This is a genomic window from Sphingopyxis fribergensis (assembly GCF_000803645.1).
In the GTDB taxonomy this organism is placed as follows: Bacteria; Pseudomonadota; Alphaproteobacteria; order Sphingomonadales; family Sphingomonadaceae; genus Sphingopyxis; species Sphingopyxis fribergensis.
Map to the genome: position 1 here is coordinate 89,330 of NZ_CP009122.1, position 16,825 is coordinate 106,154.

Genomic DNA, 16,825 nt, shown 5'->3' on the forward strand with positions numbered 1-16,825 from the left:
AAAGGAGCGCACTTTGCACAATTTAACATTCATCTTGTTGAGTTCTCCGCACATTTCTGGTCTTCTGCAACGGGGGGAGTTAGCTTCTCCGGGTCGCGTGTCATGGTCCAGACCATGCGGGCGAGACCAGCGGTTGCTGGTCTCGCTTCCCGCCCCGGACCATCTACTCGCCCTACTCGCCAGTCCTGGTTGCTCCAGCCGCAGGTGCGCGTTCGCCGTCGGCATATCGCTTGCGAACGCCTGGGAACGCTGGACGACGCGGTACGTTCCGGCCGGACGAAGGCTCGCGTGGAGGGTGCTGTGGGAATTAGCAGGATTTCGCAAGCGCGCGACCGCCGGCACCGGATTGCGGCGATCGCCGACTGGGTCGCGGAGAATGTGCCGTGGACTGTCGATGCATCCGAGTGGCCAGCATTTCACTCCCGCTGGCCCGGCATGAAAGACCTGGAACTGGCCGAAGTCGAGCGAGAACTCGAGCGCCGCGGCGACGCCGTCTGTTCGGCCTTTGATGCCGCGTCGGTCGCGGCTGGCCACCCCGGTCGGAGCGACGGTTCGTCCGCCGCCGCCGCGTGGTTGCTCGAGCAGTTCCCGCGCGCGGACATATTCGATCCCCAATTTGTCGAGCGTTTCGCTCATCTGACCCGCCAGGAACTTCTCTGGGCGGCAATCGAGCATCGTATGCTTATCGGCGCTGCCGTCGCCGAGGCGTCGACGCATTCCCGCTAACGCGCCAGGACGATGAGCGGCGGTCGGGACCAACCAACCACCGCTCTGGCTGGCCCGATGTGGGGGTAGGGCCGCGTTGGTTGTAACAAGGCATCATTAACAAGCTCTAATGCGGGCTACGCGTGCATCCCGATAATGGTGCCGTGCGGCAGATCTTTCGCGCTCGCCCTCATTGCGAGCTTCACGCCATCACATTGTTAAATAGTGTAAATTTAACAATTCTCCAACTGTTCATTAACTACCGTCAGCCTCTAAGGCGCCTCGATCTCATAGCGAGAGCGGGGGCTTACAGTGTTTCAGAATCTATCCGGCGGGTCGTTCCGCATGTGGCGCGTTGCGCGTTTCGTCTGGCTCGCCATTGCAATGCTCGTCGCGGCACCGGCCTGGGCGGCCGATCTGCAAGTGTCGGCTTACACTTGGGCTCCCGACCCCGTGCCCAATGGCGCGGCGACCGAATTCACGGTACGCCTCACCAACAATGGGCCGGGCTCCGTTTCGGACACGGTGGTTTCGATCGCTGTCTCCAATCGTTTTCGTGTCGATCCAGGCAATTTTCCTTCCTATTGTTCCCTGTCCGGCGCTACCGGGTCGCAGACGCTGACCTGCAACCTCGATGCTTTTGCAGTTGGCGATCGTAGTTTCACCTATTCGGCGACCGCGATCGCCGTCGGCTCGGCAAACACCGTGGCCACCGTCTCGAGCGCAACGGCTGGCGATACCAACGCCGCCAACGACGTCCTAATCGTTACGCCCGCTGTTCAGAACGGCGCGGACCTTTCGCTGGTCAAGAATGATGGTCTGTCCGGCGGCAGCATCGTAGCTGGCGGTATCATTTCCTATCAGCTGACCGCCAGCAATGCCGGCCCCGATGCCACCGCGGCGGTTCGTGTCGTCGACAATTTGCCGCCGGCCTCGGACTTTCAGTTCCTCTCAGCGGGCGGTAGCAACTGGAATTGCTCGCGGTCCGGCACGACGGTGACCTGCCTTTACTCCGGAACCGCCGCGACCGGCGCGCTACCGCCGATCACCATCGCGGGCCGCGTGATCCGCCAGTCGAGCGGCACGATCACGAACACAGCATTTGCCGAGCTTACGGTGCCCACCGTTCTCGACCCGAACGGCAACAATAATGCCGCGCCCGCTGTGGTCACGACGATCCTCGAAGGCACCGATCTCAGGGCGGCCAAGGCATTTTCGGCGGCAACGATCGTCGAGGGCACGAGCGCGAACGTCACGCTCACCATATTCAACGACGGCCCGCAAAGCGTTACCGGCGCGACGATCAGCGACACGTTCGCGAGCAATTTCGCGATCGGGGCCCTGCCTGCGGGCTGCTCGGCGACCGGACAGACCGTGACATGCAATGCCGGCACGTTGGCGAGCGGCGCCAACCGCGCGTTCGTGATCCCGGTCACCGCCAACACGGCGACCGCTGGCGTTCAGAACAACGTCGCGACGGTGACCGGGCCTCCGGGCCTTGCCGAGCCGGATACGGCCAACAACAGCGCGACGGCCGCGTTCCAGATCGTGGCGCCGACCGCCGATCTCAGCATCACGAAGGGCAAGACCCCCAACCCGGTCCAGGCGGGCCAGAACATGACCAGCACGATCACGGTCCGCAACAACGGGCCCGGCGTGCTGACCTACGGTCCGGGCAATCCGCTCAGGGTCACCGACAGCGTCTCGGTCGACGAGGCATATGTGTCGGCGAATGCGGCCTGGAACTGCGGCCAGGCAGGCACGACGATCACTTGCGATACGGCCAACGCTGGCACGCTAGCGGTCGGCGCGACGATCACGCTTTCTCTGGTCACCCAGGCGGGACCAACCGCAAACGTCAATCTCACCAACACTGCCTGCACCGGCGGCACCGGTGGCTCGCAGGCGACCCCGGCTGACGGCAACGCCGCCAACGACTGCGCGGGCGCAAGCGCGCGGGCGACCACGGTCACCACCGACCTGGCAGTGGTCAAGGAAGTGTCGCTCAGCCCGGCTGGCCCCTGGAGCCAGACTCCGGCGCTTAGCATTCCGGCGGCGACCCAGAGCTTCTACATTCGTCTAACCGCTTCCAACCCTGGCAGCCAGACGGCCGGCACCGTGGTGGTCAGCGATGTCCTTCCGAACCGGCTCAACACGGGCGGGTTCGTGACCGGGGTCGCCCAGGAAAGCGCGACCAGCGGTTCGGTCGCCTACACGGCGTCGAACGGCGAGATCCGCTGGACGCTGAGCAATCTCGCGCCGGCAGCCTCCGAGACGGCAATCGTGCGCGTGACCCGACCGTTCACAGAGGGAGCGCAGACCAACACTGCTCGAATCTCCTCGCCCGACACGATCGACACAAACAGCGCCAACAACCAGTCAAACGCGCTCTACAACGTCGAGCCGCTGGCTGACGTCGTTGCCGTAGCCAAGACGATCGCCCCCAATCCGGTGCAGGTGGGCACGATTGCGACCTACCGTCTCGACATCCGCAACTTTGGGGCAAATCCCGCCGCAAATGTTGTGGTTAGCGATACAATCGACCCGACTCGCTTCGAGCTGGTCGGTGATCCGACGACGACCAAGCCTGGCGCGATCTGCAGCCGAAACGACGCCAGCGGCGAAATCAGCTGCAATCTCGGAACCTATGGCCGCGGCGAGCTCTTTCAGGTCAGTCAGCAGGTTCGACCCCGATTCCCGTTCGGCGGTGCCACCTCGGGCTTTCCCATCAGCCACACCAATACCGCCTCGGTCACGACGACGACGACCGAGAGCGACACGACCAACAACAGTACGTCGCTTGTCCATGATGTGACGGCGCCGGGCTTCGACCTCGCGATCAGCAAGCAGGAGCCGGGCCCCGAGTTCGATCCGCGGCGCTTTGGCGATGAGCTCGTCTATGACGTCCGCATCTCGAACTTCGGTCCCTCCCGCGCGACGAACGTCGTCATCACCGATATTCCCCAGCCTCCGGCTGGTTACACGATGACGCTGGCAGGCTTTCAGACAAATCAGGTGCCGGCCAACGGCGGCCTCACGCTTTATACGCCGCCCGCGCCCGATTGCGTGCAGTCCGGTGCGAACGTTGTCTGCCGGCTGCACGGCACGCAGCCAGCCCTCAACTATCTCGATCCGCTGCGGCAGACGATTTTCAGGCTGCGCTTCACGCCGGCCGGCCCGGCGCCCTCGACCTCGCTCACCTTCACCAACGGCGTGAACGTGATCGCGCTCGAGCAGGATAATACGAGCGTCAACCAGGCCGACACCCAGCTCGCCAACAACAGCGCGGTCCAGACGACCACGGTGCTGCCGTCGGTCGATCTCGAAACCGTATCGAAGACCCGCGTCAGCGCTTCGCCCGCCGGGATCAACGAGCCCGTCGAATATGCAATCGTCGTGCGCAACAATGGCATCTCGCCGATCGCACAGATTCGCGTCACCGATGATCTTTCTGCGGGTCTGGTCTTCGCACCACCCGCGCCGACCGCCACCGCGGCCGGCTCCGCGAGTGTCGGCGCGATCAATTGCAGCGGGACGACCTCTGTGCTCTGCATCCTCGACGGCAGTTTTCCGCCCGACGGCTCGCCGGTCACGATCCGCCTCTTCGCTCGCGCCGCCTATCCGTTCAGCGGACCGCTCGGCTCCGACTTGACCAATAGCGCGACGGTAGCGCCGGGCCAGGACAGCGGCGGCCAGGAACTGGCGCGCGACGCCGAACCGACCAACAACAGCAAGACCGCCGCGGTGCAGATTGCTGCATCCTCGATCGCGGGCTCGGTTTATGCCGACGACAATCTCGACGATGCGCCGCAGGCGGGCGAGATGCTCGCCGGCGTCACGATGACGATCAGCGGCACCGATGCGTTTGGCAATGCGATCGCGGCGCGGACCACGACCACCGACGCGTCGGGCGCATTCCTGTTCGATCGCCTGCCGCCGGGTACCTACACGATCGTCGAAACTCAGCCCGCCGGCCTGCTCGACTACCGCGAGACCGCGGGCAGCGCGGGCGGTACGGTCAACAATGCCGCCTTCGGCAGCGGCGCCGCGACCAATTCTATCGCGAGCATCTCGCTCCCCGTTGATACCGACGCCACCGGCTATCTGTTCCAGGAGGTGCGCGCCGCGTCCCTCAGTGGCATCATATTCCGCGACGCCGATAACGACGGCGTTATCGATCCCGGCGAGACTGGGGTTGGGCCGGCCGACTTCCCGGCGACCCCGCAAATTCGCCTCTCCGGCAATGATTACACCGGCGATCCCGTGAATCTCACGGCGACGGTGGACGCCAGCGGCAATTACAGCTTCGCCGATTTGCCGCCGTCGGACGCGGCCGGATATATCGTGACCCAGCTCGTGCAGCCGAACGGCCTTTCCGATGGCCTCGACAGCAACGGGGCCGGCAATATCGTCGCCGGCTCGGCCGGACGGGCCGCGCCCGAGGATATCGCGGTCGGACCCGTCGGCTCGGGTGCTGCTCTCACTGGCAGGAATTTCGGCGAGATTCCGAGTTCGACCCTGTCGGGCATCGTTTATCTCGATCCGAACGAGAATGCGGCGCGCGATGCGGGCGAGCAGACCGGTCTCGCCGGCGCGATCATTCGCCTCACCGGGACCAACGATGTCGGTCAGTCGGTCGACTGCTCGATCACGACCTCCGCGACGGGCGCCTACCGTTTCCCGTGGGACGGCGACCCGGATCCGGCCTGCCGCGTGTTGCGGCCCGGCACCTACACGGTAGCGCAGACGCCTCCCCCCGGGCTCACCCCGAGCGGTGCATTCATCGGTTCGATGGGCGGCAGCGCGGGCGGCGTCAGCGGTACCAATGTGCCGTCGCCTGGCACGGCCAACACGACGGTCGCCGGCGTCGTCATCGCAGCTGGCGCCAGCGCCGAGCGCTATGATTTCGGCGCGACCGGCGAAGGGCTCAGCGGCTACGTCTACGTCGACCGCAACGGTAACGGCACGCGCGACGAAGGTGAACCCGGCATTCCCGGCGTCATGATCACGCTTTCGGGCGAAACCGGCGGTAATCAGGACGTGTGCACGATCGCGACCTGCACCGCGACCACCGACGCGAGCGGCAATTTCATCTTCATCAATGTGCCGGGCTCCTCGGCCGCGGGCTACACGCTGACCGAACAGGCTCAGTCGACCGCGCCGCTATCCAACTTTGCCGACGGCGTCGACGCGCCGGGTACGGTCGAGGGAAGTCCGCGCGGCACGGCCGGCAATGATGTGATCAGCGGCATCGTACTCGGCGCCGGTGAACTCGGCATCAACAACGCCTTCGGCGAGCGTGGTTCGTCGCTCGCGGGCAGTGTTTATATCGACGGCAACGACGACGGCGTGCGTCAGGGCGGCGAGACGGCTCTTCCCGGGGTCATGGTTACGCTGTCCGGGTCGAGCGCAAGCGGCGAAGACATTTGCGCGCTTCGGGCGGCACTCGATCCCGCGCTTGGCTGCATCACGACGACGGGACCTGATGGCAGCTATCGTTTCGACGACCTCCCGGCCGGCACCTACACGCTGACCGAAGACCAGCCGAGCGCCTATGCCGACGGACGCGAAGCGGCCGGCACCCCGGCGGGTACCATCGACAATGGCAGCTTCGGCGGCACCCCCGCGACGAACCGCGTGGCCTCGATCGCGCTCGGAAATGGTGTCGCGGGCACGGGCTATGATTTCGGCGAGCGCGCGATCACCATCTCGGGCCGGGTCTATCTCGATCCCGAGCGCGACGGCGCGGACAATGAAGAGACCGGCATCCCGGGCGTGACGATCACCCTTCGCCAGGGCGGAACCGTCATCGCCACCACGACCACCGGTCCCGATGGCAGCTACCGTTTCGAGAACCTGCCCGCCGGAAGCTACACGGTCGAGGAGACCCAGCCCGCAGGCTATGGCTCGTCGACTCCGAACAGCCAGTCGGTCAATGTGAGTGCCGGTCAGAATCAGTCGATCGATTTTGGAGACACCAACTCCAGTCTTGCCGGTTCGGTCTTCGTCGACAGCAACGATGATGGCGTTCGTCAGCCCGGCGAGCGCGGCATCGAAGGCGTCGCCGTGCGTCTCACCGGTACCGACGAGGCGGGCGCGGCGGTCGACCGCACGCTCACCACCGATGCGGACGGCAACTATCGCTTCGGCGATGTCCTCGCCGGCACCTACACTCTGGCTGAAACCCAGCCGGTCGGCTTCGGGGACGGACGCGAGAGCGTCGGCACGTCGGGCGGTTCGGTCGCGAACGACAGCATCTCAGCCATCGCACTCGCAGCCGGCATCGATGCCACCGATTATGTGTTCGGCGAGGTCGGGCAGGGCCAGGGCGGCACGGTCTATGTCGATGACAACCGCAACGGCGTCCAGGATCCGGGCGAGCCTGGCATTCCGGGCGTTATCGTCGAGTTGCAGCGTCCGGACGGATCGGTCGTCCAGACGGTTACCACCGGTCCCGACGGGCGCTATGACTTCGCCGACATCGAGGCAGGCGACTATGTGATCGTCGAGACCCAGCCGGCGGGCTACGGCGATGCTGCGGAAAATCCTGCCAACCGCGTCCCGCTGACGGTCGGCGTCGGAAACCCCGTAACGCCTGTCAATTTCGGCGAGCGGGTCGGCTCGATCGCCGGCCTCGTCTACAACGACAGCAACGGCAATGGTCAGCGCGACCCGAACGAGCCGACGATCCCCGGTGTCACGTTGACCCTCAACGGGACCGACGCGCGCGGCAATCCGGTGACCCGGACGGCAGTCTCCGGGCCGGATGGCGGCTATCTATTCACTGGTCTTCCCGGCGGCAGCTACTCGATCGTCGAGACACAGCCCGACGGCTATGGCGACGGAATTGACACGCCCGGCACCTCGGGCGGCTCGGCCGCCGGCGATACGATCTCGGCGATCAATCTCACCGCGGCGGATGAGGCCACCGGCTATCTGTTCGGCGAAGAGGGCGAGGGCGCGCGGGTCACGGGCCGCGTCTGGACGGACGACGATCATGATCGCTCGCTCGATAATGGCGAGGCTGTCCGGGCCGGCTGGGTAGTCGAGCTCCTGCTCGGTGACGCGCTGATTGCAACCACCACCACCGCGGCGGACGGCAGCTATGCCTTCAACGGCGTCGCGCCGGGCACCGGCTATGAAATCCGCTTCCGCAATCCCGAAAGCAACGCGCTCTATGGCAGCGCGCGCCCCAACGAAACTGGCGCTCCGGTTACCGAGGGCGTGGTGTCGGCGAGCAACCCCGCGGGTGCGCGGACCGAGGGCGGTACGCTGACGGGGCTGACGCTTGCTCCCGGCGCCGACGTCCCGCAGCAGTCACTGCCGCTCGATCCGTCAGGTGTGGTCTACGACGCGGTCCGCCGCACGCCGGTTTCCGGCGCGACGGTGGCGCTGAGCGGGCCGGCCGGTTTCGATCCTGCCATTCACCTGCTTGGCGGCGCCGGCAACGTCACCCAGGTCACCGGCGACAGCGGTATGTATCAGTATCTGCTGCTGCCCGGCGCGCCTGCGGGCGTCTATACCCTCGCAGTGACGCCGCCCAATGGCAGCTACAATCCGATCCAGCCGTCGAGCATCATTCCGCCCTGCGCGGGGCCGCTCAATGTCGGCGGCACTCCGGATCCGCTGCTCGTGTCTATCTATAATGGCGCGCCGCCCTCCGGCGCCGTCAAGACCTGCACGACCGGAGGCGAGAGTACCGCCTATTTCCTGAGCTTCACGCTCACCCCCGGCGTGTCCGCCGATGTCGTCAACAACCATATTCCGATCGACCCGATCCTCGAAGGCGCGATCGAAGTCACGAAACGGACGCCGATGACCAATGTCAGCCGCGGTGGCCTCGTTCCCTATGTCGTCACTGCCCGCAACACGCTGGCCGGCGCGATCAACGGGATCACGATCACCGATCGGGTGCCCGCCGGTTTCCGCTATCGCACCGGCAGCGCAACGATCAACGGGACGGCGGTCGAGCCGCAGCAAAGCGGCCGCCTGCTCAGCTGGCCCAACCAGAGCTTCGCGGCCGGCGAAGAGAAGGCGGTCCAGCTGATTCTCGTGGTCGGTGCCGGCGTCGGCGAGGGCGAGCATGTCAACGAGGCCTATGCGGTGAACGCGCTCGTCGGTGCGGTCGTGTCGAACGTCGCCGACGCAACCGTGCGGATCATCCCCGATCCCGACTTCGATTGTTCCGATGTGATCGGCAAGGTCTTCGACGATCGCAACATGAACGGCGTGCAGGACGAGGGCGAGCCCGGCCTCCCCGGCGTCCGCCTGGCCTCCGCGCGCGGCCTGCTCATCACCACCGACGCCGAGGGCCGCTATCATGTGACCTGTCCGATGATCCCGAACGAGGAGCGCGGGTCCAATTTCATCCTGAAGGTCGACGTGCGGACGCTGCCGACCGGTTTCCGGATGATCTCGGTCAATCCCGACACGGTGCGCCTCACCCGCGGCCGCATGGCGACGCTGAACTTCGGTGCTGCGGTGGGCCGGGTCGTGCGGCTCGACGTCAACGGCGATGCCTTCGAGGGCGACGCCATCGCCCCGGCCTTCAATGCCCGTATCGACGGCCTGCTCGAGGTTATCGCCATGAGCCCCTCGGTTCTGCGCATCGCTTATGTGGCGCGCGGAGAAGATGAGCGGATCATCCGGCGCAGGCTGGCCTCCCTGCGGGACGTCATCGCAGCGAAGTGGAAGCAGGTCGACGGACGATATCGACTGATCATCGAGGAGGAGACCGCGGTTCCGGCCGCCGCGCGTCAGGGAGACGCCAAATGAGCCCGCACATGATCCGCCCCTTGGCGACCCTTGCCCTTGGAGCATCCTCGCTCGCGCTGAGCGGCGGCCTTCTTGCGCAGACCGTCGAGCCTGCCAGCTATTGCGGCGATGAGACGCGCCCGTGCGGGCCGCGCACCGACGACAGCTCGGTCGAACGACGCGCCGTTGCGCCCAATCTCGAAGTCGGACCGGGCGAGGAAGCATTTCGCGTTACCGTCGACGGCGCGGGTGAGGGCGGCACTGCCGCCGATGCACAGCGCGCCGCCGACGTCGCCCTCGCCGAGGCGAACATCAACATCCAGGTGACCCGGCTCGACGGGCAGCCGATGCTGAGCCTTGTCCCGGCCGATCCCGCCGTCGCGCCCGGTCAGCCGGTGCGCTTCGAGGCGATGACCAATTATGCGGCGTTCATCGCGCGCGCCGAACTGCGCCTGTTCGGTCCGGGGGATTCGATCGAAGGCACACCCTTGACGGTCATCCCGGTTCGCTTCGGCGAGCCGATATTGTGGAGCCCGGGAGCGGCCGAAGACCGGCCGTATCGTGCGGTGCTGCGCGTCTATGACGCCGAGGGGCGTTTCGACGAGACGGCCCCCACCGATGTGACGGTCACCGGTGCCCCGCGCGATCCGTTCCGCGATACGCGCACTGGCCCGACCTTCGAGAATATGCGCACGACGGCGAATATCCCGGTTGCCGGCACCGAAGTGACGGTGAACGGCCTGGTCGACGAGGCTACGACGAAGGTCATGGCATTCGGCACGCGCATTCCAGTCGATGCCGGCCGGCGCTTCGTCGCCCAGCAGATTGTCCCGACCGGCGTCGGGGAGGCGGTGGTGCGTCTCGAGCCCGCCAACGGGGACGCGCGCGAATTCCGCCGTGCGCTGAACGCACCCGTCGATGATCATTTTCTCGTTGCCATAGCGGATGTCACGGCGGGTCACCGGAGCTTCGATCCGGGTCGCCTCGAACTCCAGGGCGCGGACGAGGCGGACGCCCGCCGCGACTTCGTCGACGGGCGGCTTGCCTTCTATTATCGCGGCCGCCTGTCCGAGCGCTGGCGTCTGACCGCTTCGGCGGACACCGGCGAACAGCCGCTGTCCGACCTGTTCGACGGGTTTCTCCGCCGCGACCCGCGCGCGCTGCTGCGGCGGCTCGATCCCGAGCGCCATTATCCGACCTATGGCGACGATTCGACGACGGTCGAGGACGCCCCGACCTACGGCCGCTTCTATATCCGTGCCGAGAGCGAAAACGCCGAGGCGATGTGGGGCAATTTCCAGACGCAGCTCAGCGGGACCGAACTCATCCGCTATCAGCGCGGCCTCTATGGCGCGCAGCTCAAGTGGCGCAACGCCGCGACCACGAGCTTCGGCGAGCGGCGCACCGAGATCAACGGCTTTGCCGCTGATCCGGGGACGGTCGGAAGCCGTGAGGATTTCACGTCGACGGGCGGGTCGGTTTACTATCTGCGCAACCGCGATCTCGCGGGAGGCTCCGAGCGGCTGTTTGCCGAGGTTCGCGACCGCGATTCCGGTCTGGTCCTCGAACGGCGCGAACTCATCGCGGCGCGCGACTATGAACTGAACTATATTCAGGGTCGCATCCTGCTGCGCGAACCGTTGCCGATTACGGCCGACGGCAGCCTGTTCGTGCGCGACTCGTCGCTGGCCGGGAATCCCGTGTGGCTGGTCGTTACTTACGAATATGTGCCCGGGCTCACGCGCCCTGACGCGCTGACCGTTGGCGGGCGCGCGCAGCATTGGCTGACCGACCAGGTGCGCGTCGGCTTGACCGGCTACCGGCAAGGCGAGGATCAGGCTTCGCAGAATCTCTACGGCGCCGACATCCTGGTCCGCTACAAACCGGGGACCTATGTGCGCGGCGAGTTCGCCCAATCGAAGGGCGCGGGCAATGGTGCTCTCTATTCCTCGACCGGCGGATATGATTTTACCGAGCTCAACACCATCGCGCGCCGGGCCAACGCCTTCAACGTCGAAGGCGCCATGGACATCGCCGAAGTGCTCGGTGCGGGTTCGGGCCGGATCGGCATGTATTGGCGCCAGCGCGGGCGCGGCTTCTCGGGACCGGGTGAACTCACCTTCAACGAAATGCTCGACCAATATGGTGGGACCGCCGACGTCGAAATCGTGAAGGGCACCCGTTTCCAGGCGAAAGCCGACTTGACCGAAGGCTCGATCACCGAGCGACATGCGCTCGAGGCGGGTATCCGGCACGAACGGTCTGATGGCTGGTTCGGCACCTTGGGCGTGCGTTCGGAGAAGCAGCAGGGCCAGGCGACGTCTTACACGCCATTTCCGTCGTCGCCCGAGCTGACGGGCTCGCGCACCGATGTGGCGGTAAGTATCGGTTATCGACATGCGCCCGCCCCGGCCACGCCGTCTCAGGACGAACAAGGCGAGCAGAAGCGTGATCGTCCCTGGTCGGCGTCGCTTTTCGGCCAGACCACGGTCGATCGAAGCGGCGGGCGGCAGGAAAACGACCGGTTCGGCGTTGCCGGAAAGGTCGAGCTCAGCGACCGGCTGAGCGTCGATGCCGAGGCATCCGAGGGCGATCTTGGCATGAGCGCGGATGCTCGTGCGACGTTCACGATGGGCGATCGCGGCTCGCTCTATCTCGGCTATGCGCTCGCTGCCGAAAATCCGGACGCGTTCAACACGGGCCGGCTCGGCCGCCTGACATTGGGGGGGCGCCGCCGCGTCGGCAGCAGCACGTCGGTCTTTGCCGAGGGGCGCTATGAGCATGGCGCGGGTCCCACCGGGCTAACCCAGGCCTATGGCGTCGATTTCACGCCTCTGCCGGGTTGGACATTCGGCGTGCGCTACGAGCGCGGCTCGCTGCGCGACGCTCTGGGCTCGACGATCCATCGCGAGGTGATGGGTGCGACCAGCGATTATGGCGATAACAAGCTGCGTTGGAGCAGCGCTCTTGAGTTCCGCCGCGACGGAACCGCGCTCCTCGGTGACCGCGAAACCTGGGCGACCCGCAATCAGGTGACGTATCAGGCGACCGACGCCCTGCGACTGTTCGGGCGGGCGAACATCTCTCTCTCGAGCGGCGGCAATCCTACGACATCGCTTGATGCCGATTATTATGAACTGGTCCTTGCGGGGGCTTACCGGCCGACCAGCAACGACCGCCTCAACGTGCTGGCGAAATACACCTATCTTTACGACCTGCCCTCGCCGGCTCAGGTGGACTCGCTGGGGCTCAATCTCGACTTTGCGCAACGAAGTCACATCGTCGCGGTCGATGCGACCTATCAGCTGACGCCGCGTCTCGCGGTCGGCGGCAAGGTCGCGCATCGCGTCGGATCGCTGCGGGCATCGCGCGATGCAACTGCACCCTGGTTTTCGAGCGCAGCGACCTTCTGGGCGCTGCGGGCGGACTACCGTATCCTCGCGCGCTGGGAAATGCTGCTTGAGGTCCGAGAACTATCCGTCTCGGAAGCGCAGGACAGCCGGCTTGGCGGTCTCGCCGGAATCTATCGTCACCTCGGAAACAACCTCAAGATTGGCGTCGGATATAATTTCACCGATTACTCGGACGACCTTTCCGATCTCAGCTATGACGAAAGAGGATTTTTCGTGAACGTGATTGGTAAGTTCTAGGTCTCGCGCACCTCGACCGAGTTCACGATGCTCACGTCGAAATTCGAGGGATGCCGGCAGCGCACGCTGAACAAGGCAGAAATGCTGGCGGGCTCTCGACCCTTTGATCAGGGGAGGGCCTTACGCCGGTATTGGCCACCGCGTCGGCGTAGGTGGTTCACATTGAATATGTGAGCCGTCTAAAGCTCCAGAGGACGGGGCGGCAACCACCGCTCATTTCCTTACAAGAACACTGTATTGTCGTCTTCCGGAGAAGCCGCGCGAGTTACGCGGTGGATTGCGGCAAGTCTCATCGGAATCGGTTCGATTGATTCTGAAGGAAAAAAATATTGGGGCCTAATTGGGGGCATCCCCAACCAAACGTTCGAAATAGGTAGTTGTAATTAAATAGAAAATCTTGGGTTGTTCGATTCCGGCTCGGCCTCCATAATTTTCCCAAAGCTGCGAAGTCGAAGTTCGCTTGCGTCGCTGCCATAGACCTGGCCCCCATCGTGCCACCTGTAGCGCCGGTTTCTGACGGCAACCTGACGAGAACGGCTTGTCGTTCGCTCCAACGACAAAGGGCTGCCCCTTTCGGAGCAGCCCTTCCATTGTCGTGCCTGTTCGCGGACGATTATCCGAGTCGGACCCCCGCGAGGAAGGTCATGCTCAAATCTGCCGCATGCGGCGTGTGACAATGAGACATTCGACCACCTCCTTTCGCTTTGTTGACGATGGTATCAAGTTAAGCGTGTTCGCCGGCAAATCAAGACGGCCGAGAATTATGGAATGGCCAAACCCCGGTGCGGCCGGGTTCGGCTTGTCGTTCCGATGCAAGCCGGAATAGGGTGGTCGCTTCACACGGCAGAAAGGATTGTCATGGCCCACGGCACCGCGCGCATCGGCAAGGATCATTATCGCACCGAAATCAACGTCAGCGGCCATCTCCTGATCGGCGACGAGGGGCCGGGGCTCGGCGGACAGGGCGCGGGGCCGGCGCCTTATGATTTTCTGCTCGCCAGCCTCGGCGCCTGCACCGCGATCACGCTGCGCATGTACGCCGACCGCAAGGACTGGCCGCTCGAATCGGTCGACGTCGGACTTCGCCTGCGTGGGGGCAAGGACGATCTGCGCATCGATCGGGTGCTGACGATCGCCGGGCTCGACGACGAACAGAAGGCGCGGCTGGCCGACATTGCCGAGCGGACGCCGGTGACGCTGACGCTGAAAGGCGGGCTGCCGATCGACACGCGGCTCGCCTGACCGCGTGCCACTGGACAAATTGCGGCCCGTCACTTATATACCAGCCGTTATGGAAATAGAAACCGCCACCATCGCCACACCGCACAAGGGCCGGCCACGCGAATTTTGCGTCGATGCCGCGCTGGCGTCGGCGCTGCGCGTCTTCTGGTCGAAGGGCTATGAGGGCGCATCGATGGCCGACCTGACCGAGGCGATGGGAATCACCAAGCCCAGCCTTTACGCCGCTTTCGGCAACAAGGAAGCGCTCTTCAACAAGGCGCTCGACCTGTATGAGCGCGAAAAGGCCGACTATATGCGCGCGGCGCTCGAGGCGCCGACCGCGCGCGGGGTCGCCGAGCGGCTGATGTATGGTGCGCTCGACATGCACACCTGCCCCGAGAATCCGAACGGCTGCCTTGGCGTGATCAGCTCGGTCGCGTGTGGCGCTGAGGCTGAGTGCATTCGCGAGGCCGTGGTCGAGCGCGGCGCTGCGGCGAAGCGCGCGATGCTCGAACGCTTCGCGCGCGCAAAGGCGGACGGCGATTTTCCTCCCGATACCGATCCCGACGGGCTCGCGCAGTTTCTGATCGCGGTGAACCAGGGCATGGCCGTGCAGGCCGGTTCGGGCGCGACGCGCGCTGATCTCGAGCGCTTGGTCGAAACCAGTCTGAAGCTGTGGCCGGGGCGTTGATAGAATTATTTTACTGACCGGTACAATATGGTCTTGACGCAGCGCAACAAGACTTATATACCAATCAGTATACAAAGGCTCTCCCCCGAGACCGGCCGCCGTATGGCAAAGATCATGCGGCGGCCGGATTCATCATCCAGATTATTTTCCCGGGAGCGGGTCCTGTTCCGGTCGGTACCTGTTGGTCATCGTCCGCAAGTCATAACAGGGAGCCGGCGCGCGCATCGATAAGGTGCGGGTAACCGGAGGGGTGGCCGTCGTCTTCGAAGGGGGCCGCCCAGCATCAAGGACTGTTTCAAGATCGGACCGAAGGCACGCGCTTTCGGTGCTGAGAACCTTTGCGCTCCGCGCGCAGCCGAACCGAACGAAAAGAAGAAGAGGGCAACTTCATGACCGTCCACACCCCGATCGAAAAGCTCGACCCCGCCGACGCCAAGGTCCGCCGCGAACTCAAGACATTGCTCCATCCCGGCCGCGGCCGCCGCGCCGCGTGGATCGGCGCCTTCCTGGTGCTCGTGATCGGCGCCTGGTGGCTGCTTCGCGACGGCCCGCCGCCGGCCGCCGCCGCGCCCGCGCCCGTGCTGACCGTCGCCGTGCCGATCGCGCGCGATGTGACCTTGTGGGACGAATATATCGGCCGCTTCGAGGCGTCGAAAGCGGTCGAGGTGCGTCCGCGCGTTTCGGGCGCGATCACCGGCATCCACTTCACCGATGGCCAGATCGTCCGCCAGGGCCAGCCGCTCTTCACGATCGACCCGCGCCCCTATCGCGCCGCGCTGGCCGAAGCGCGCGCCTCGGCGGCCAGCGCGCGCAGCGATCTGGCGCTCGCGCGGCTCGAACTCGACCGCGCCGGCCGCCTCGTCGATATCGAGGCGGTATCGCAGAGCGAGATCGATCGCCTTCGCGCGCGGGTCAATGCCGCCAATGCCGCGCTCGCCGGGGCCGATGCTCGCATTGCGGCGCGCGCGCTCGACGTCGAATTCACCACCGTCCGCGCGCCGCTCAGCGGTCGCATTTCGGACCGCCAGATCGACGCGGGCAACCTCGTGTCGGCGGGCGATGCCGGCGGCACGCTGCTGACCACGATCAACGCGCTCGATCCCGTCTATTTCACCTTCCAGGGGTCCGAAGCCTTGTTCCTCAAGACCAAGCGCGAGGGCGGCGACAAGGCCGCGGCGGTCGAAGTCCGCCTGCAGGATGAAAGCGACTATCGCTGGAAGGGCCAGCTCGACTTTACCGACAACGGGCTCGACCCGCGCTCGGGTACGATCCGCGCCCGCGCCAGCTTCCGCAACCCGGAGATGTTCCTGACCCCCGGCATGTTCGGCAATATGCGCCTGTCGACCGGGCAGACGGCGCGCGCGCTGCTGGTCCCCGCCGCCGCGGTGCAGACCGACCAGGCGCGCAAGATCGTCTATGTCGTCGGCAAGGACGGCATGGTCGCGGCCAAGCCGGTCGAGCTGGGCCCCGAAGTCGACGGCCTGCGCGTCATCCGTTCGGGCCTGGCGCCGACCGATCAGGTCGTCATCAATGGCTATCAGTTCGCGCGTCCCGGCACCAAGGCGGTGACCAAGACCGGCAAGATCGCCGCGGTGGCGCCACCAAAGGGTGCGGCGGGTGCGGTCGAACCGGTGTCGGCGCAGGCGACGTTTGCGCGGTAAGTTGATTTAGCCCCTCCCCTTCAGGGGAGGGGTTGGGGTGGGGTCCATCGGCCTCGATCGAGGCCGATGGACCCCACCCCGCTGCGACTAGGCAGCAAGCTGCCAAGTCTCGCTGCCCCTCCCCTGAAGGAGAGGGGCTGAGC

General features: G+C 65.4%; 6 protein-coding genes. All 6 read left to right on the forward strand.

Translation table 11 applies throughout. The features are described 5' to 3' along the window. Positions 1–189 precede the first annotated feature (189 nt). The 6 genes from SKP52_RS25845 (at position 190) to SKP52_RS00420 (ending at position 16,682) form a co-directional block, all read left to right on the forward strand. Positions 190–726 carry a hypothetical protein gene (locus tag SKP52_RS25845; RefSeq protein ID WP_148308965.1) on the forward strand — a complete coding sequence of 179 codons (537 nt, stop codon included), beginning with the start codon at positions 190–192 and terminating at the stop codon, positions 724–726. Between the two features lie 291 nt (positions 727–1,017). Further along, positions 1,018–9,480 (forward strand): SdrD B-like domain-containing protein, encoded by an 8,463-nt coding sequence (locus tag SKP52_RS00400; RefSeq protein ID WP_148308966.1) that lies wholly within the window; start codon positions 1,018–1,020, stop codon positions 9,478–9,480. Beyond that, positions 9,477–13,109 (forward strand): OmpA family protein, encoded by a 3,633-nt coding sequence (locus tag SKP52_RS00405; RefSeq protein ID WP_148308967.1) that lies wholly within the window; start codon positions 9,477–9,479, stop codon positions 13,107–13,109. Before SKP52_RS00400 ends, SKP52_RS00405 begins: the two co-directional genes overlap by 4 nt. An 858-nt stretch (positions 13,110–13,967) precedes the next feature. Further along, entirely contained in the window at positions 13,968–14,351 is a 384-nt protein-coding gene (locus SKP52_RS00410) for an OsmC family protein (RefSeq protein WP_039570464.1), read from the forward strand. 49 nt (positions 14,352–14,400) lie between these two features. Then, positions 14,401–15,021, forward strand: a complete 621-nt coding sequence (locus tag SKP52_RS00415; protein ID WP_081997132.1) for a TetR/AcrR family transcriptional regulator — start codon at positions 14,401–14,403, stop codon at positions 15,019–15,021. 389 nt (positions 15,022–15,410) lie between these two features. Further along, positions 15,411–16,682 (forward strand): efflux RND transporter periplasmic adaptor subunit, encoded by a 1,272-nt coding sequence (locus tag SKP52_RS00420; protein WP_039579221.1) that lies wholly within the window; start codon positions 15,411–15,413, stop codon positions 16,680–16,682. Positions 16,683–16,825: the final 143 nt, after the last annotated feature.